Genomic DNA, 19,319 nt, shown 5'->3' on the forward strand with positions numbered 1-19,319 from the left:
TAAGCGATGTACTATATGAGTCTATCTTCATTTCAAAAAAGACTGTTACTACAAGACATTGAATTGCTAAAACCTGATTTTCATCAGTATACAAGCGCCTATCATCGCAATCTTAGTTCATATAAGTTAACTATGGTGGTGCCAGATCATGAAAGCATAACTAAGCGCAGTTATATCTTGTATTGTGCTTTGAATAAGATAATCAGTCATCTTGATGACTTACATCAAGTCACACCATTTATCCATTACTTAGCAAATAACCTAAGCTTTTTAAAAGTATCCTTTAACGATATCGATTCGCTTTGCAGAGCCTTTATCGAAACCCGCAAATCATACATTCACCCAATTGACTCTCAATTGCATCGCGCTTGGCTGCAAGCTACGAGAGTGTTTGCAAATATTGTCAAAAGTTACTTGTTTTCTTATTCAAATGTGGTGTCTTTTAGCGCGTATTGTCCCGCACGATTAAGTTCATAGCTTCGTTAACTCGCTGTTGAGTCTGTCGATTAGTTTTTGCTCAATAGCGATAAGAGTATTAAAGCGACTAGTTAGAGCTGTCATTTTGTCTGCTAATGCATTGTCGCTATTTGCATCAGCTAAATTGCGAGGGCGGCTACTTAGTTGTTGCTCAAGCTCTGACATTTGCATGTTAAGCTCAGCTTGGTAAGTATCTATTTTATTCTCGTGCTCTGAAATTTTACGCATAATCTGTTTTGAGCGAATAAAACTAGCGACCTCATTATTGGCAACCTTGTTAGCATATGATGTTAAGGTGTACTTTTCAGCCATGAGCCTATCAATACTACGCTGCTCGCCGTTAATAAGTAGGCCGTAACGCTCAGATGCGGCGCTCATCTGTTTGGCAATGGCTGCCTGTTTCTTAGCACCCACCAAGTTACGCAGCTGAGAATCAGATTGCTCAGATAAGGCCGCAATTTCCCTGTTCATTTTGAGCTTAAATGTATCAATTTTATTGTTATGTTCTGCAATTTTCGCATCAATTTGCTTTAAGCGGATATAACGTTCGACTTCTGCGGAATCTTTATCTGTTGATGTTTGTGCATCATTATTTGAAGTATACGAAAGGTGTGGCCTTTGCTCTTTAATAGTAATCAACTTTGCATCTTTGCCACAAGGTTGTTGGCTAAACTCAGCAACACCATTTTTCTCACAGTGATAAACAGTGCTGTGCGCCAAAGGGCAAACTAGTAGGCTTATAAATAGTAAATGTAAGTTAATTTTCATGTCGTACCATCCCTAGTTTATTACTCATTAATTATGCCATTAATATACCTTTTTTATAGACTATATTAATCGATCTATCTTAGTGTTTGTTTCGTAACACCTTAGATTACTTGCTGCAAAGGTAATTAAAAGTGCAATACACCACCTTAAGATTTATTTTTGGCGACCAACTTAATGCAAGCCACAGTTGGTTTAAAGATAAATCACAACCAGACACACTGTATGTCATCGCCGAATTAAAACAAGAAACCGACTATGTAAAACATCACCTACAAAAAGTGGCCGCTTTCTTTGCTGCAATGGAAAACTTTGCTAATGCACTTACAAAAGCAAATTTAAACTGCCTACATCTAACACTTGATGACACAAAAAATGATGCTACATTACCTGATCTACTCACCCGTTTAGCAAAGCACTATCGATGCCAAAATATTGAGTATCAATATCCAGACGAATACCGCCTCAAAAAGCAACTTGTAGAATTTTCAAAGCAGAGCGAATTTAATGTTAATGCCGTTGACTCGGAGCATTTTCTACTACCTTTCGATGATATTGACCAGTATTTTAAGCAAGATAAGCCAGTTAAAATGGAGTTTTTTTATCGTGCTATGCGTAAGCGATTTAATATATTAATGGACGATAATAACCAACCTCGTGGTGGGAAATGGAATTTTGATCAGCAAAACAGAAATAAGTTAAAACCGAGCGATCTTAAAGAAATCCCAGAACCTTTGTGTTTTGGTCATGATATTAGCCAAACCCTCAAACGGATAGAAAAGCACAAAGTAAACACCTTTGGCGAGTGTAGCAATACTCTCATTTGGCCAACCACTCGTTCTGAAGCAAAACAATTGCTCGATTTTTTCTGTGAACATTTGCTTGTTAATTTTGGTCAATTTCAAGATGCCATGACATGCCAGTCAAAGTATCAATGGTCTTTGTATCACAGCCGTTTATCGTTTGCCCTCAATACTAAAATGTTGCACCCAATGCAGGTCATCGAACAAGTTTTAACGAGCTTTGAAAAGCAACATATTGATATTGCGCAAGTAGAAGGCTTTATTCGGCAAATTCTCGGCTGGCGTGAATATGTACGTGGGATTTATTGGCAAAATATGCCTGATTACGCAAGCAAAAATGCCTTAAATGCCAAGCGTGCCCTACCCGATTACTTTTGGCACGGCAAAACGAACATGAATTGTATGCACCATGCTATTTCACAAAGCCTGCAAACGGCTTATGCACACCACATACAACGTTTAATGATAACCGGTAACTTTTGCTTATTAACCGCTATTGAGCCAAGCGAAGTAGATGAATGGTATCTAGGCATTTATATCGATGCCATAGAATGGGTTGAAATGCCAAACACTCGTGGCATGAGTCAATTTGCTGATGGTGGCTTAATTGCCACTAAGCCTTACGCTGCCAGTGGTAATTACATCAACAAAATGAGTGATTATTGCAAACACTGTCACTACAACATTAAAGAAAAAGCGACTGATGATGCATGTCCGTTTAACAGTTTATATTGGCATTTTATGTTAGAGCATAAACAGCAACTATCACAAAACCCACGGATTGGTATGATTTATAATAACTGGTATAAGCAAGATGAATCAGTTCAGCAAGCCACACTTGATCGTGCCAACTGGTGTTTGGATAATTTAGATAAACTGTAACAACAAAAAAGCCGCCTCAAGTGAGGCGGCAAAACTAACTAGGGGAAACAATGCTGTTGGGAATTACTTGTTTTCGAGTAATTTACCATTACCAATTTCAATTTTGCGTGGTTTTAATGCTTCTGGAATCTCACGCTCTAAATCGATACTTAGTAAGCCATTTTCAAGGTCTGCGCCAAGTACTTTAACGTGGTCACCTAATTGGAACTTACGCTCAAAGTTACGCTCCGCAATGCCTTGATGTATGAACTTACGTTCAGCATTATCTTCTTTATCAGCTTTCGTACCGCTGACTTTTAAAGTGTTATTTTCTGACTCAATGGTCAATTCACTGTCACTAAAACCTGCTACAGCCATAGTGATACGATATTTGTCTTTATCGAGTGCTTCGATGTTATATGGAGGAAAACTTGGCTGCTTGTCTGTACGCGCTGCCGCATCCATTAATGATGCTAAGTGATCGAAACCGATGAATGAACGATAAAGTGGTGATAAGTCTACTGTACGCATAATTATATCCTCATATTTAAGCGATATTTTGTTAGTGCTCTTCTATAGAACCAGCGCTAACAAAGTTAAGTTAATATTATATATTTCAATTACTTTAGTTTGTTTGGGACCCATCAGGCGTCCTCACTAAACTATCTATGGGCGGGCAAAATCTTTTCAAGATTTTTAGCAAAAAAAATTACAACTTTTTTAAATTAAATGAAATTTATACCATCGCAAACGGGTCTGAATAAGTTGATTTTAAAGGGCTAAACACGTACAAAATAACAATGAAAAAAAATCCAACTTTTTTAAAAAAATTTATCAGTGTGCTAAAAAATGTCGTGTTAATGGCTGTCGTTGTGTATGCCGTGACCGCATTTCAGCAACGTGATTTACTCTCAACTGATAAAACTCCTGCCCCCTATTTTAATTTAGCCACGCTAAATGACCCGACAGAGCGGATGACCATCGCACAATTACAAGGAAAGCAAACAGTGGTGTATTTCTTTGCGCCTTGGTGCTCAATTTGTCGCTACAGCATGCCAAATTTAGAAAAGTCCCATCAGCAAGGTAAGTTAAATGCCATAGCAATTGCCCTCGATTATCAAAACATTGCTGAAGTTAAACAGTTTACCGATTCACTGGAACTGACCATGCCAGTGTTACTTGGCAGTAAAAGTACGGGTCAAGATTATAAAATAAGTGCCTATCCAACTTATTATGTCATTGATGAACAGTTGGCTATTACTGCTCACTCTATGGGTTACTCAACAGAACTTGGTCTTAGGATGCGGACACTTGATTAGCTAAATTACTATGATGAGAAAAACAGAATAGTACAATCGATTTTATGCGCTGTTTTTATTCATTTTATTCGTTAAGATAACAACTAGATAAACACATTCACATCGAGGAGAGCGATATGTTAACTGTAATTTTTGGCCGTGAAGGCTGCCCATACTGTGTTCGTGCAAAAGATGTTGCTGAAAAACTTGCAAATGAGCGTGACGATTTTAAATATCGTTATATCGACATAATCAAAGAAGGCATCAGCAAAGCGGATCTAGAGCAGTCTGCTGGCAAACCTTGCCCAACTGTACCACAGATTTTTATTGACCAAGCTCACATTGGTGGCTTCACTGAATTCGAAGCATACGCTAAAGAAAATTTAGGGTTATATCAATAAATTGTAAACGTGGTTGATTTTGGCAAATTCAAACTGATTAAATTATGACCAACATCAACCACATACAAATTAGTTGTAATTTATACAAGCAATTGCCTCGTATTTCCTATACAATGCGCGCCTCTTTAAATTCGTTGAGGCGTATTAATGTCAGAACCAGTCACGTTTGAATCTCTAAATCTTTCTCCTGCAATCCTTAAAGCAGTTGAAGAGTTGGGTTACAAGACTCCATCTGAAATCCAAGCTCAATGTATACCGTTATTGCTAGAAAGAAAGGACGTACTGGGACTAGCGCAAACGGGTACAGGTAAAACAGCAGCATTTGCACTGCCGTTACTAAATAATATTGACCCGTCTGTGAAGCAGCCACAGATCCTTGTTTTAACGCCTACGCGTGAACTTGCGATCCAAGTAGCTGAGGCATTCGAACAATATGCTAAGCATACTCGTGGTGTTGAAGTTTTAGCCCTTTATGGTGGCCAAAGCTACAGCATCCAACTAAGTGCACTTCGTCGTGGCGCGCAAATCATTGTTGCAACGCCAGGTCGCTTAATTGACCACATTAACCGTGGCACAATCAAGTTTGAGAGCTTACAAGCCCTTGTTCTTGATGAAGCAGACGAAATGTTACGCATGGGCTTCATTGATGATGTAGAAAGCATCATGGAGAAAACGCCACGTGAAAAGCAAACATGTCTTTTCTCTGCGACCATGCCTAAGCAAATTCAAAATATCAGCAGCAAGTACATGAATGAGCCTGAGCAAGTTCATATCTCTGCTCGTAACTCAACTGTATCTACTGTTGAGCAAGTATTTTGGAATGCACATGTACACAAAAACAAAGCTATCGTTCGCTTCTTAGAAGCTGAACAATACGATGGTGCAATTGTTTTCGTACGTACACGTAACGACACTGTACAGTTAGCTGAATTACTTGAGCGCGAAGGTTTCTCTGCCGCACCACTTAATGGTGATATGAACCAACAAGCACGTGAGCGAACAGTAGACCGTTTGAAAAACGGCCTAGTTGATATCGTTATTGCAACAGACGTTGCTGCACGTGGTCTTGATGTAGACCGTTTAAGCTTAGTAATCAACTACGATATTCCACAAGACTCAGAAGCCTACGTTCACCGTATTGGTCGTACTGGTCGTGCGGGTCGTACAGGTAAAGCGATTCTTTTCGTAAAACATAACGAGCGTTATTTACTTAAAAATATCATTCGTCATACGAAGTCAGAGATCGCACAAGTTGATTTACCAACAGCAAAAGTAGTTGAAGAAAAACGTATTAAAGCTCTTCAAGACAAATTAACTATTGCTCTTGAAAACAAAGATATCACTTTCTTTAACCAAGTAGCTGCTGACATGGCAGAAAAGCTTGAGCTAAGTGCTGAAGATTTAGCCGGTGCATTACTTTGTTTAGCGCAGCAACAATCACCAATCAAGGTTGAAGAAGTTAAAGTTCAACCGCGTGGCGAACGTAACGAGCGTCGTCGTAACGAACGAGGTGATCGTGCTGAGCGTGGCGACCGTCAAGGACGTGAGCGTAAACCTCGCGAGCCACGTGAGCGCAATAGCCGCAGCATGGGCCCTATGGATACTTACCGTATCGAAGTTGGTCGTGAGCACGGTGTACAAGTTAAAAATATCGTTGGTGCGATTGCTAACGAAGCTGATATCTCAAGCAAATTCATTGGTGATATCCGCTTACACGACAGTCACAGTACGGTACAGTTACCACAGAACATGCCAAAAGATGTGCTTGATCACTTCCAAAAGGTGTTCATCTGTAAACGTCCGATGAATATGACGCTTACGCAAGACCAAGGTCCTGCGGCTCCTCGCTCTGAACGCCCAAGCGGTGATCGTGGTGACAAAAAGCGTAGCTTCAAAGACAAAGATCGTGGTGAAAAACGTGGCGGCCCACGTAAAGAGCGTCGCCCAGTGAGCTTCACTGCGAACTAATCAAAGCTGTAAGCAATAAAAAAACCTTGTCATGAAAGTGACAAGGTTTTTTTGTGTCTGAAGTTAGGCTATCAGCCTAAAGTTTTTAAAGCCTCAGCTGGGTGGCTGAGGCTTTATTACTTAAATCGTTATGAGCCAATGGCTGGGTGGCTGAGGCTTTATTACTTAAATCGTTATGAGCCAATGGCTGGGTATGCGTAGCTTGATTGTAGGCCAAGTGGGATGCCTAAGCCCCAGTACGCGAGTAAGAAGATACTCCAACCGATTAAGAAGGCGATTGAATACGGCAACATCATGGCGATTAACGTACCAATACCTGTGCCTTTAACATACTTCTGGCAGTACACCACAACCAGTGGGAAGTATGGCATCAGTGGGGTAATGATATTAGAGCTTGAGTCACCTACACGGTACGCAGCTTGAGTCAAATCAGGTGAAATACCTAGTTGCATCAGCATTGGTACAAAGATTGGCCCTAACAGCGCCCATTTTGCTGAACTTGAACCTACAAATAGATTCACAAACGCCGTTAAGAAGATAATACCTACCACAGTCACCGAACTTGGTAATGCCATCGCTTTAAGTAGCTGTGCACCTTCAATAGCAAGTAATGCACCTAGATTTGATTTACTAAATGCGGCAATAAATAACGCGCAGAAGAACGCCATAACAATGTAGTAAGCCATACCGCTCATGGCTTTACTCATGGCATCGATCATATCTTTAGAACTTTTGAATGTACCAACTACAAAACCGTAAACTGCACCTGGGATCCAAAACAGTAAGAATATAAGTGGAACAATTGATTGCATTAACGGTGAGCGGAAATTAGTTAAAGAACCATCACTACTTCGCATTGCTGAGTCAGCTGGAGCAGAGACAAACCAAAGTAATACAAGGCCAACAATCATCACTGTGCTTGCGATATAGAATGCACGTTTTTCATCACTGCGCGCTTCATCAAAAGCAGGTAAATCTTCTGTATCACCATCAAGTGGCGTGTTTTGTAAACGCGGCTCGATAATTTTATCTGTGATATACCAGCCTAATAAGATAATAAATAAGCTTGAAGCAGAGGTGAAAAACCAGTTATTAAGCGGATTAATCGCCATATCAGGATTAATAATTTGTGCTGCACTTTGGGTAAAGCTTTGCAGTAACGGATCAATCCCTGACGGAATAAAGTTTGCGCTAAAGCCACCACTTACCCCAGCAAACGCCGCAGCAATACCAGCAAGCGGATGACGACCCATAGCATAAAAAATGACCCCAGCCAGAGGGATGACTAATACATAACCGGCATCAGTTGCCGTATGGCTGACAATCGCCACTAAGATAATAGAGGGTGTTAAAAGCTGCTTAGGTGTTACTTTTAGCATTAATTTAAGGCCAGTATTGATAAAGCCAGAGTGCTCAGCAACACCAACACCTAACATGGCAACAAGCACCACGCCAAGTGGCGCAAAACTGGTAAAAGTTTTCACCATCGAAGACAAGAAAGTAGCAAGGGAATCCCCTGCTAATAGATTATTTACAACTATGGCTTCGCCTGTTCGCGGGTCGATTGCATCAAATGTGGTGCCCGAGAAGAGCCAAGATAAGAACCAAATAAGCAGCATTGCGACTAAGAAGATAATCGCAGGATCAGGGAGCTTGTTGCCCACCCTTTCAATCGTATTCAGAAAACGTGCGATTGCACCACTTGGTGCCTGCACATCATTATTGTTATTCATTTTCAAATTCCCTGGAAAAATATCTCGTTAACCTTAACGTATCTAAGTTCTAAGGTAAATTTTAAGTTAATAGAATTCCCTAATAAAGGTAATCACTTGATGTAAAAAAAGCGACACAGGTCGCTTTACAGTACTCATTTTAATACTCAACTAAACCGCTAGTGCTTTAACCTCATCCCAAAGGCGCACAACGAGCTCTTTATCTTCTTCGTTTAGCTCACCATTGCGATAAGCTTTAACCAGACTTGATTCAACTTGATTATTAAGTTCATCAATCGATAAATTTAATTCTTCTACTTGTGCGTAGCCTACCGCTAAGTCAAAGTGACCACGCAAATAGCCACCAGCAAATAGCTCGTCGTCAGTTGCTTTATCGACTAAATCATCAAAATATTGCTGCGCTGCATCAATATAACTTACTAAAATCATTGTTACTTCTCCTCTGGGTGCAGCCCATCTTGATGACCCACTGCATACATAATATGGTCATTAAAACCTGTGGTTACGCGAATATAACCACTTAATTCATCGTCTAACTCACTATCACCTGTATCGGCAATCAGTGGTCGGCCATTTAAGGCCTGTAATTTAGTTTTCGTTGCCACTACAATAATGTTGTCGCGACCAATCGCACGGATAAGTGCAGGACTCAATTGTTGATTTCCTCGGCCGAATATATGCCCTTGTCCACCAATTAAGGTGATCACCAACTTAGTATCTTTACCTTGTGTGAGCTCAAGTAATTGCTGTGCAGTTAAATCCTGCGCAACTAGCTCTTGGTCTGCTACTAAATCAACACCTAATAAGGTATTTTCAAGACCCATCTCTTCCATTATTGCAGCCACGGTTGAACCACTGCCCATTACATATAAGCAGTCTTCGTCCATTTCACTGACAACATAGGCAGCAATGTCAGCAAGCACTAATTCATTGGTTTCTTTACCGCCATTTTTAACTGCTTGCACATATCGCACTTCACTCGGAACTTGCATTTCACCATAGCGCTTAGCTTTTACTGTACCTTCACGAAATGCATCTTCATCGATATCCATAACATCGGCATCGCCAAGGCTGACGAGTTCACCTTTGACTAGCATCTCGACAACGCGACCTGCTGCTTTAGGGGTAATAGCGTAAACGCCAGAATGTATTTTACAGCCTGCAGGAATACCTAACACAGGGGTGCTATCACCAACCGCATGACAAATATTACGTGCAGTACCATCACCACCAGCAAATAAAATAAGGTCGACACCTTGCTCAACTAATAACTTGGCAGCCTGCTCAGTGTCATCGGGGGTGGTGATTTCATTTGTTTGGTAAATCACTTGAGTTTTAAAACCAAGCTGGCGCGCCGTCTGCTCGCCCATTTCACCGCCTACTGTGTAAATGGTTAAGTCGCCTTGATGTGCAAGCAGAACTTCAAGAGCAGCTCGGGTGCGTAAGTTTGCTTTTGGCTCTGCGCCAAGTTGCATCGCCCTTGCAGCGGTATCTGCGCCATCACTTCCCTTCAGTGCCACACTGCCACCTAAGCCGGCAACCGGATTTACAATCAAACCTAATTTAAACTGCATCAGATAAAGCTCCTGGGTTGCTTTGAAAATCGCGCTGCCATGAAAACTGTGTAGCCGTTAATGGCCATGGGGTATTATAAAAATCGCTCAATGCTTTGAGGAGTGCTGTAGTGCGCTGATTAAAACCTGTTGCTAAAAAACTCAACACTTGCTGGTGAACCCGAGCCTGAAAATCAAATCGACAGGTTTGTTCACCATTTAAATTATCAACCGATACATTAAAATCGAAACCAGCTGCTGTACTTAGCGCCCATTCAATAGCTTGAGGCTTTACTTCAACCGCTTCAAATTCAGCTTGTTGGTGTTTATCACGACCATCAGGACAATACCAATAGCCATAATCTTCTTTTAATCTACGTGCCTCTCCAGCCACTAACCAGTGAGCAATCTCATGTAAGGCACTGGCATAAAAACCGTGGGCAAACACAATTTGATGATAAGACGTTTGCTCATCAGCAGGCAGGTATATGGGTTCATCATCACCCTTTATCAAACGCGTATTATGGCTTTGATAAAAGGTGTTTTCAAAAATAGCGATTAAGTCAGCAATCTGATGCATACGGCTTGAATTTATCTCGTTAAAAGCGTCACTAAAAACGAGGCGAATTGTACGGACTTTTCCCCCTAAAGTAAAAGCAAGCGCTTCCAATCACAGGTATTTCGCAATATCTACATCATCGATTTGATCTGGATTTAAATAGCGTTTTGCATACTCAAGATAGATACCTGACGTTAAGAACAATTTGAACACATCTTCATCTACATGTTGATCGGCAACCATCTTCGCTAAAATATCAATCGCAACACTCAATGGTTTGGCTTTTTTATAAGGTCTATCGGCTGCGGTCAATGCTTCAAATATATCGGCCAGCACTAACACACGCTCAGGTATCGATAAATCATCTGCAGACAATTTACGGGGATAACCCGTGCCTTTTAATGTTTCGTGATGGGTCGAGGCATAACGCGGCACACGGGCTAATTCATCAGGAAATGGGACGTTATCTAGCATCCGAATAGTACTGATAATATGCTCATTAATTTTAAATCGATCTTCGTTTGTTAAAGTACCGCGCTGAATTTGTAAGTTATACAGTTCGCCAAGATTATACTTGTATTCTGGAATGGTTACTTTTATCCCTAAACGCTCGTCATACTGTATAGGTTTATCGTGGGCAATCAAATGCTCAGGCTTATCTGAAAGTAGCTTTTCAGTGACAGGCAATTGCTCATCATTGCTTTGAACCCTTAACTCTTCAACTGGCGAAAGGCCTATTTTATCATCAAAATTTCGCTGCCAAGTGATGTTGCTAAGCGCCTCTAAACGTCCAAGGCTTGCTTCATCCATAAACTCACCGCCAACATTACAGGCTGCTATAAACGAAAAATCACTACGTAACTCTGCTTGGCGTTTAATAAGTTCAGCCTCAAGCTCTGGTTGCTTTTCAGGTGACACTAGCACGTCTTTTAGATAAGCAATTTCTGCATCCCGCCAAAGTACCTCAAAACGCGTTCTCACTTCGTGGATACGGTTATAAATAGTTTCTAACTTTGTGCCCTTGTCTACGATATGCTCTGGAGTAGTGATTTTGCCGCAGTCATGTAACCAAGCTGCGAGGCTAAATTCCCTTAGTTCGTCTTTATTTTTAAACGCAAACTGTTTAAACGCATCCTCATTTGAGTTTGAAGCTGCTTTGGCCAGCATGATCCCAAGTTCAGGTACCCGTTCACAATGTCCTGCTGTATAAGGAGACTTATCATCGATAGCCTGAGCTATAAGCTCAATAAATGACTCCATTAAGGCTTTTTGCTTTTGCTCATGCTGCTGAATTGATTGGCTCATTTGCACCATGGAGTTGGCTAAATTATTGATTTCTTTAATACTGCTTTTTAGCGTTGAAACCTGATCAAACTGACGGTGTTTAATTTTTAAATTTTCACCCTCTAAGGTCTTAATTGGCGAAACAATTGGTGAGGCAAAAAACCATGATACAGGCAGTACCATAATCAAACAGGCCGCGGTGATAAAAATAGACAGCTTAATTTTTTCACGGGTAGAACTCAATACGCCCTCTTTGGGCACCACTATCGCTAAGTAATCGCTATTGCTTCCCCCTTCTGAAACAGGGGTAATATACACGTACTTCTCAACGCCATTTAGAGTCATTAAACGTAAATCGGCGAAGTTTGCCCGATCTGTAATTAGAGTAAGAAATTCAGGGTATGGCACTGTGCCAATCACTTGTGATTGCTGACTAGGATCGCTCCCTAACCATTTAAGCTCTAGTGCAGCAATATACGAATTTGGGAGCTGCTCTATCGCCATATTAATTAAATCTTTTAGCTCTGCATCATCAGGATGAAACAATAAATGCAGAGTATCTGGTAGGAGATCATGACTATAACTATCAAGCTGATTATATTGAATCCCTTCAATAAAAAACTGATTTTGAGTGTATTTGAACACTGCTTCGTTATCTAACCCTGCATACACACGTCCTTGGCTTACCGCATCGAGCACCGCTTTGGTACTTGGCAGCTCAACAATGTCGATATCAGGAAAGTGCTCTTTAATCACTTTAATTACCGACCAGCCTTCACCAATTGCTAACTGTTTGCCCGCTAACTGCTTCATGCTAACGACCGGTGTTGAACCTTTTGCAGTAATGATACTGAACGGCAAAGTTGCCATTGTTTGGCTCATAAGACCGAGCGACTCATTTGCTGGGGTTTTAAAAATAGGCTGTACAATATCTATTTCATCTTTTGCAAATTGAGTTAAAAACTCAGTCCATGTAAAACCGTTAATAAAAGTTACCTTAATTCCGAGCAACTCAGCCAAGGCATTAATATAATCAATGCTATAGCCTTTCGGGTTACCGCCGACACTAAAGTCCATTGGTGGCCAATTAGTTTCGTTAGAAACGCTCAAATAAGGGTACTTCGCCAATACACTTTGCTGCTGTTCTGTTAAGGGAAGTTTTTCAAGCCTTGGCAAAAGTAAGCTATTTTTTTGTTGGTTAGAGGCAACAATTTCACCTTCTTTATTGTAAATGTACAGCTCACTTAAATACTGGCTACTCATTTTACTTTGCTGTTGACTCAAATATTCAGAAATACTCGACAAGCTAACGTCTAACGCCAACACACTATTTTCATTTGCTGACTTTATTGAGTAGGTTTGCCCAGGTGCTTGCAGGTGAGTAAAGAAATATGGCTTTGTTTTTTTCACGCGTGTTGAGTTTGCTTGCTTAAACCACAAGCGCTCTCGCGGATCATAGCTGGTGCCTTTGGTTTGCGAGATACGTAAATTAAATTGCTGGTCAAAATAATGAGTATGCTGAACACGCTCTGCCCCTTCACCGCTAATGTGGATCACCACCCAACGGTCTGCTTCAATGGCCTGCAACTGCTGACGCACTATTTCACTGCTTTCTAAATTAATTAATTCATAAAAGTCACCATTTTCATAGCCTACATACAACGCATAAAACAATGGATTGAGCTGCATGATTTCACTCATGACATTTCTCAGCTCACTTTTATCTTCGCTGTTGGCACTGATCAAGCTACTATTTTGAACCATTACACTTAGCGTGTTTTCTGACTTTTCATTCACCCTTGCAAGGTAATCAACCACTGAGCCTGTGGCTAAATTAAAGTTTTTGACACTGGCCTCTATAGCCATTTTTTCGCTGAAATAATATTGCAGACTAATTGCAATGAGAGCTGTTAGTGAAGTTGCTAAAACGAACACGGCAACAACGGTAAGGCGAATCGAAAAACGAATTCTCGATTTAAGTTTTTGAAAAGCAGATACCAGCACTTATGCATCTCCTTGCAATGCTTTGTTCGTTAGTAATATTAGCTTGTATATCTTTTATACACCAATAATTTTGTATTACAAACAAAACTCTGCAATTTTATCCTAAAGCATAAGCAAATAATTACCTTAGATATTTTGTTAAATTGACAGAATCAATTTGCGACTCATGTAAAAACTGTTTTGCATATTTTAGGTAAATGCCGGAAGTTAAAAAGAGCTCAAATACGTCACGGTCAATATGATCGTCATCAACCATTTTCGCTAAAATATCAATAGCAACACTCAAAGGTTTGGCTTTTTTATATGGGCGGTCTGCCGCGGTTAATGCTTCGAAGATATCAGCAAGTACTAACACACGTTCAGGTATTGATAATTGTTCCGCGGTTAATTTTCGTGGGTAGCCAGTCCCTTTTAAGGTTTCGTGGTGGGTTGATGCATAACGCGGAACTTTAGCTAATTCTTTCGGGAATGGCACACTACCAAGCATACGAATTGTACTGATCACATGCTCATTGATCTTAAACCGGTCTTCCGCTGTAAGCGTGCCCCGCGCCACCGACAAGTTATACACTTCGCCAAGGTTATATTTATACTCCGGAATCGCCATATTAATGCCCAAACTTTCTGGGTACTCAACGGCTTTTTCGTGTGGAATTAAATCACTTGGCTTATCGCTCAGGAGTGACTCTTCGACAGGTAAATGCTGATTCTTCAAATCAGCCATACGCATTTCTTCAAGGGGCGATAAACCTAAACTTGCGTCAAAATGACGCTGCCACTTAATGCTAGCAACCTCATGTAAACGAGACAGCTGCGCTTCATCCATAAACTCACCACCAACATTACAGGCAGCAATAAAGCTAAAGTCTGCGTGTAACTTTTTGGTTCGTTGGTCAAGCGTTTGCTTAAGCACAGATTGCTGCTCAGGATGGGCTAATAACTGCTCATAATAAGTAATTTTTGCATCACGTAGCAGCACCTCAAATCGAGTACGTACTTCATGAATACGGTTATAAATGGTTTCAAGCTTAGTGCCTTTATCAACGATATGCTCAGGCGTAGTAATTTTACCACAGTCGTGCAACCACGCAGCTAAGCGAAACTCTCGTCGTTCATCAGACGTTTTAAAGCTGAACTCAGAAAACGCCTCATTTTTTGAGTCTGACGCAGCATCAGCAAGCCAAATACCCAGCTCAGGGACCCGCTCACAGTGCCCTGCCGTATATGGTGATTTGTCATCAATCGCTTGGGCGATAAGCTCTACAAATGACTCCATCAGGGCTTTTTGTGAGTTTTCATGTTGCTCAATAGAGCGACTCATATCCACCATCGAACTTGCCAAATAATGGATTTCTAAAATGTGGCTAGAGAGTGTTGAAACTTCATTATAATCTCGCTGCTGAATTTTTTTATTTTCACCTACTAATTTGAGAATCGGGTTGACGATTGAAGAGGCAAAAAACCAAGAGACTGGCAGCAGCAAAATTAAAAATAAACCAGTCACTAAAATTGAAATACGAATTTTATCTCTTATAACCGCCAGCACGTCATCTTTAGATACCAGCACCGTGAAATAATCAACTTCATCTGATTGCATATCGCTACTAAGCGGCAGCGGCAGTACAAACATGTATTTTTCTATGCCCTTTTCATGCACATTTAACATTTTGCCGAATTGATGTTCTTTGTTCGCAAGCCCTGATTTTTGTTCATCCAATTTAACTAACTTAGATAGGTCAGCAAAACTATGCTGATGACTTTGATTTTTACTGCTTGCAATAATTTCACCATTCCCCCGATAAACATACATTTCGCTTTCAACAAGGTGCTTCATTTTAGATTGTTGGTCGGTTAAAAAGTGATTCAAACTTGCACTGGCTATATCAATCGCTAATACATCGCCTGTTTGCGCTGACTTTATTGCATAGGTGTAACCTGGTACCTCAAGTACTTTAAACACATACTGCTCGGTTTTCGTTACAGAGTCACTCGTTGCATCCAGAAACCAAACTCTATTCCGTGGGTCGTAATCCGTAGTTTGGGTGTCTCTTTTACGAATGACCAACGACTCATCTAAATACGTGGTTACCTGCTTACGCTCCCCCCCCTGCCCAGAAATTTGATACACTAACCAATGATCGTCTTCATCGAGCTGGATTGATGGGGGAAGCTTTGCATACCCTTTTAGATTAATAACCTGTAATAAGTCACCATTAGCATGACCAAGAATTAGCGAATAAAAGTCTGGATGACGCGTTAAAATTTCGATCAGCACTTGCTGTAAAATTTCTTTGTTATTTTGGCTCTCTGATAATAGCCTAGTGTCGTGGATCATCACGCTTAAGGTATTATCAGCACGCTGATTGATTCTTGTTATGTGATCGGCTATTTGCTGACTAGTTTGTTTGAACTGTTCTGATTTAGATTGCAGTAATAACTTTTCACTAAAGTAATAATGCAAACTTATCGCCACGATACCGGTGAGTAAGCTAGCAAGGGCAAAAACCAGCAATACACTTGCCCTAATTGAAATTTTATAGCCTTCCGCCTGGCGTGTTAGCATTCGCGACTCCTTGCTTGCTAATAATTCAGATTAAATTAATAGAAAAGAATGTATAAAGATTATACTTAAACGAGCATAAGGTACATATTTTGTACTTATATTTAGGCTATTAAAATTTAATAACTAATTGATTCCGTCCTGCATCTTTAGCCTGATAAAGTGCAGCATCAGCTCTGGAGATAACTGACTTTTGCTCCTCTTCTTTCATTACGGTTAAGCCAAAACTTGCACGTATTGCTAAAGATAACTCACCAACCTCGCACCTTTCACTATTCATCCTTGCGATCATAGTATTAATAATAACAGTTGCATCTGACACTGAGCATAGTGGTAGCACAATAACAAATTCTTCACCGCCAAATCGATATACATCATCAGAGGAACGTAATGAGTCAGTTAAAAAAGCAGAAAAACGCTGCAATACAACATCACCTACCTCGTGACCATGAGTATCGTTAACACGCTTGAAGTAATCAATATCAGCTAAAATAACACATACTTGCTTGGACTCGCCTTGCTGCTGTTTAACCATCCGCTGATATTCTTCATAGGCATTATCAAAAGCACGACGGTTAGGTAACTGAGTAAGGGCATCTTTAAGGGCTTGGCTTTTCATCTCATGGGCAAGCTGAGCAAGCTGGGTGTTCCTTACAAAAAGTTCTCTACGGATAATATGTTCATGAGCAGCCATGATCATACCTGCTAAGTTTGCTGCCACATGCGCTAAAACCACCATGTAAAAAGAGTGGTTAGATATTTCTTTACTGAAATAGATAACAGAGATAGCAAGAGCACTATATGAAATACTTAAAAATACCGATAACTTAATTGAAACCAAGGTCGAGAAATAAAATGTGATCAAGATGATCACATCAAAAAACATATGCAAAATATAGAAACGCTCATAAGTGATAGCCATAAATTGCATGTTCAAAAATAAAAACAGCATAAACACAGATATCACCAAACGAAATGACTGGATGCTTTTAATATAATTCAGAGCAAAAGCACTAAGAATACAAACTGAGACCATAATAGCTCGGCCGATTAAAGCGGTTTCTGGCCAAAATGAAGCCTGTATAATCATCTTATCGAAGAAGGTTACAAGCGCAGTGACTAATGCAATTGTACAGCACAAAAATTGCGCTATTTTTTTATCTTGACCGAATTTACTTTGTAAAAAGACATGCTCTACCTCAAGCGACTTAAATTGACAGGCATAGCGCTCAATTGTCATATCTTGGTTTAATAATTTTGCTGCAAAAGCGCCCATAAATAAATGCCTACTACGAAAGGAAATGTGGGATGTTCGATTAAAGAGCAACTACTCTAGTATAGTGTGTGTGCTCATTAATTGAACTAGTATTTTTGTATAAAAATATGCCAAAAAATCCCACGCAAAAGTATAATAGGCAATAAAATTAATAGTTAGAAATTCTCAATATCGGCTAGTTAATTTCCTCACCTGCTTCATCACAGTCAACGATATCTGTTTCCTTAAGAGCTTCGCTAATCCAGATTTTGATAACCGGGCAAGCAAGTAGATGCTGGCAATAAGTTTGTGCAGCACACGATAGCTCAACTTGATACGTTTTAAAACGAAGTACTACAGGTGCGAACATCGCATCAACAATAGAGAAACCGCCAAATAACCACATATTAGGATAACTTTGTTGCTGAGAAGAAAATATCTCATCGATACGAGCGATATCTTTTTTAGCTTGTTCTGATAATTCAACATGCCTTTTAGCACGAATATTCATTGGCATTTCATTACGAAGTGCAGCAAAACCAGAGTGCATCTCGGCAGCTAGACTGCGCGCTTTTGCTCTTTGGGCTATTTCACTAGGCCAAGCGGCACCATTTAGATAAGCATCATTGATGTATTCACAAATAGCGAGTGAGTCCCACACGGTTAACTCAGCATCAATAAGTGCCGGTACTTTTTGCACGGGAAACTTATTTTTTAATGCTTCATAAAATTCAGGCGTATCTAAAACCAATTGTTGCTCTTTAAAAGAAACATTGAATTTACTTAGTAAATACCACGCTCGCAATGACCAAGTTGAGTAGTTTTTATTGCCAATAAATAATTGCATTGTACTTCCTTTAACGTTTAGATTAGGCTCACTATAAAACAGCAATTGGGCAATTACTCGCCAATTGTTTTTATAGTACCTATAAGAAAAGCTGATACATTATGGATATTGATGCCCTTAGAACATTTTGCGCCTTCGTCGATACAGGTAGTTTCACCCGTGCTGCAGCACAAATTTCCAGAACCCAATCTGCGGTAAGTATGCAAATGAAAAAGCTTGAACAGGACCTCGCAAGTTCACTCTTTGAAAAGCAAGGTCGTCAGCTGGTGCTAACCCATCAAGGCCACCAGCTAGCAAGTTATGCGAAGCAACTGATAGCCCTTCATGATGAAGCCTTTAAACAATTAAAAGCAGGTACTGGCAATTTACGTGTGCGCATCGGCTGTCCTGACGACTATGTCCACTCTTTACTACCACAGCTTGTTTGTGCCCTACACCAACAGTTTGATGCCTTAGATATACAGATAAGCTGCGCCCCAAGTTCTGAGCTTAGAGCTAAACTAGACCAAGGTATGCTCGATTTAGTTGTTGCCACTCGCTCACCAGACAGCGAAGAAGGTTACTTATTGCAATCAAGCCAAGGCGTATGGGTGAAAAGCCCCGCTTTTGAGATTGAAGATTCAACCCCACTTCCTATTGCCCTGTTTCAACGAGACTGTAAGTTTCACCAAGCCAGTATTGAAGGTCTCTTAAAAACCGAGCGTCGTTTTAATATTATTGCCTGCTGTGGATCAGCAGGTGCATTACATGGCTTAATTGAACAAGGGTTGGCAATCGGCAGCATGGCGCGAATAAGCATGCAAAAAGGTTTGGAAGAAATCAGCGATAATTCGTTACCAGTACTGCCTATGATTGATATCGTACTGTTGTACGGTAATCATGCCCACAATCCACTCAATCATGAACAGCTTAAGCAGCTTGTGGAGTTGATTAAGACGTAAAGAACATATC

16 protein-coding genes are annotated in these 19,319 nt (G+C 40.3%); 6 read left to right on the forward strand and 10 right to left on the reverse strand.

Going from position 1 to position 19,319, the window contains the following annotated elements:
- The first annotated feature begins 15 nt into the window (after positions 1 to 15).
- Entirely contained in the window at positions 16 to 477 is a 462-nt protein-coding gene (locus EVU92_RS15600; RefSeq protein WP_130051982.1) for a hypothetical protein, read from the forward strand.
- Here EVU92_RS15600 and EVU92_RS15605 read toward each other — a convergent pair.
- Complete coding sequence (locus EVU92_RS15605; protein ID WP_130051983.1) at positions 472 to 1,245, reverse strand: DUF4124 domain-containing protein; 774 nt, start codon at positions 1,243 to 1,245, stop codon at positions 472 to 474. The genes EVU92_RS15600 and EVU92_RS15605 overlap by 6 nt on opposite strands.
- A gap of 131 nt (positions 1,246 to 1,376) precedes the next feature.
- On the opposite strand from EVU92_RS15605, the gene EVU92_RS15610 reads away from it, so the two are divergent.
- On the forward strand, positions 1,377 to 2,927 hold the full coding sequence (locus tag EVU92_RS15610; protein ID WP_130051984.1) for a cryptochrome/photolyase family protein: 1,551 nt from the start codon (positions 1,377 to 1,379) through the stop codon (positions 2,925 to 2,927).
- Between the two features lie 63 nt (positions 2,928 to 2,990).
- Here EVU92_RS15610 and EVU92_RS15615 read toward each other — a convergent pair whose 3' ends face one another.
- On the reverse strand, positions 2,991 to 3,437 hold the full coding sequence (locus tag EVU92_RS15615) for an Hsp20 family protein (RefSeq protein ID WP_130051985.1): 447 nt from the start codon (positions 3,435 to 3,437) through the stop codon (positions 2,991 to 2,993).
- Positions 3,438 to 3,766: 329 nt separating this feature from the next.
- On the opposite strand from EVU92_RS15615, the gene EVU92_RS15620 reads away from it, so the two are divergent.
- From EVU92_RS15620 to EVU92_RS15630, 3 genes are all read left to right on the forward strand, one after another.
- Entirely contained in the window at positions 3,767 to 4,225 is a 459-nt protein-coding gene (locus EVU92_RS15620; protein ID WP_240701323.1) for a TlpA disulfide reductase family protein, read from the forward strand.
- A 116-nt stretch (positions 4,226 to 4,341) separates the two neighbouring features.
- The gene (locus EVU92_RS15625; protein ID WP_054553185.1) at positions 4,342 to 4,605 is read left to right on the forward strand and encodes a GrxA family glutaredoxin; all 264 of its coding nucleotides are present in this window, start codon (positions 4,342 to 4,344) and stop codon (positions 4,603 to 4,605) included.
- Between the two features lie 147 nt (positions 4,606 to 4,752).
- Positions 4,753 to 6,573 carry a DEAD/DEAH box helicase gene (locus tag EVU92_RS15630; RefSeq protein WP_130051987.1) on the forward strand — a complete coding sequence of 607 codons (1,821 nt, stop codon included), beginning with the start codon at positions 4,753 to 4,755 and terminating at the stop codon, positions 6,571 to 6,573.
- A 173-nt stretch (positions 6,574 to 6,746) separates the two neighbouring features.
- Here EVU92_RS15630 and EVU92_RS15635 read toward each other — a convergent pair whose 3' ends face one another.
- The 8 genes from EVU92_RS15635 to EVU92_RS15670 form a co-directional block, all read right to left on the reverse strand.
- Positions 6,747 to 8,306, reverse strand: coding sequence for an AbgT family transporter (locus tag EVU92_RS15635; protein WP_130051988.1), 1,560 nt, complete (start codon positions 8,304 to 8,306; stop codon positions 6,747 to 6,749).
- Positions 8,307 to 8,456: 150 nt separating this feature from the next.
- Positions 8,457 to 8,735: a YfcL family protein gene (locus EVU92_RS15640; protein WP_130051989.1), complete on the reverse strand. Its 279-nt coding sequence runs from the start codon at positions 8,733 to 8,735 to the stop codon at positions 8,457 to 8,459.
- A gap of 2 nt (positions 8,736 to 8,737) precedes the next feature.
- Positions 8,738 to 9,880 (reverse strand): ATP-NAD kinase family protein, encoded by a 1,143-nt coding sequence (locus EVU92_RS15645; RefSeq protein WP_130051990.1) that lies wholly within the window; start codon positions 9,878 to 9,880, stop codon positions 8,738 to 8,740.
- On the reverse strand, positions 9,870 to 10,439 hold the full coding sequence (locus tag EVU92_RS15650; RefSeq protein WP_130051991.1) for an elongation factor P hydroxylase: 570 nt from the start codon (positions 10,437 to 10,439) through the stop codon (positions 9,870 to 9,872). Before EVU92_RS15650 ends, EVU92_RS15645 begins: the two co-directional genes overlap by 11 nt.
- Positions 10,440 to 10,529: 90 nt before the next feature.
- Positions 10,530 to 13,706, reverse strand: a complete 3,177-nt coding sequence (locus EVU92_RS15655; protein WP_130051992.1) for an HD domain-containing phosphohydrolase — start codon at positions 13,704 to 13,706, stop codon at positions 10,530 to 10,532.
- Between the two features lie 121 nt (positions 13,707 to 13,827).
- Entirely contained in the window at positions 13,828 to 16,269 is a 2,442-nt protein-coding gene (locus EVU92_RS15660) for an HD domain-containing phosphohydrolase (RefSeq protein ID WP_130051993.1), read from the reverse strand.
- Between the two features lie 109 nt (positions 16,270 to 16,378).
- The gene (locus EVU92_RS15665) at positions 16,379 to 17,542 is read right to left on the reverse strand and encodes a GGDEF domain-containing protein (protein WP_130051994.1); all 1,164 of its coding nucleotides are present in this window, start codon (positions 17,540 to 17,542) and stop codon (positions 16,379 to 16,381) included.
- Positions 17,543 to 17,717: 175 nt separating this feature from the next.
- Positions 17,718 to 18,368 carry a glutathione S-transferase family protein gene (locus tag EVU92_RS15670; protein WP_130051995.1) on the reverse strand — a complete coding sequence of 217 codons (651 nt, stop codon included), beginning with the start codon at positions 18,366 to 18,368 and terminating at the stop codon, positions 17,718 to 17,720.
- A 101-nt stretch (positions 18,369 to 18,469) separates the two neighbouring features.
- On the opposite strand from EVU92_RS15670, the gene EVU92_RS15675 reads away from it, so the two are divergent.
- Positions 18,470 to 19,309: a LysR family transcriptional regulator gene (locus tag EVU92_RS15675; protein WP_130051996.1), complete on the forward strand. Its 840-nt coding sequence runs from the start codon at positions 18,470 to 18,472 to the stop codon at positions 19,307 to 19,309.
- Positions 19,310 to 19,319: the final 10 nt, after the last annotated feature.

Source organism: Pseudoalteromonas sp. MEBiC 03485, assembly GCF_004195145.1.
Taxonomy (GTDB): domain Bacteria; phylum Pseudomonadota; class Gammaproteobacteria; order Enterobacterales; family Alteromonadaceae; genus Pseudoalteromonas; species Pseudoalteromonas apostichopi.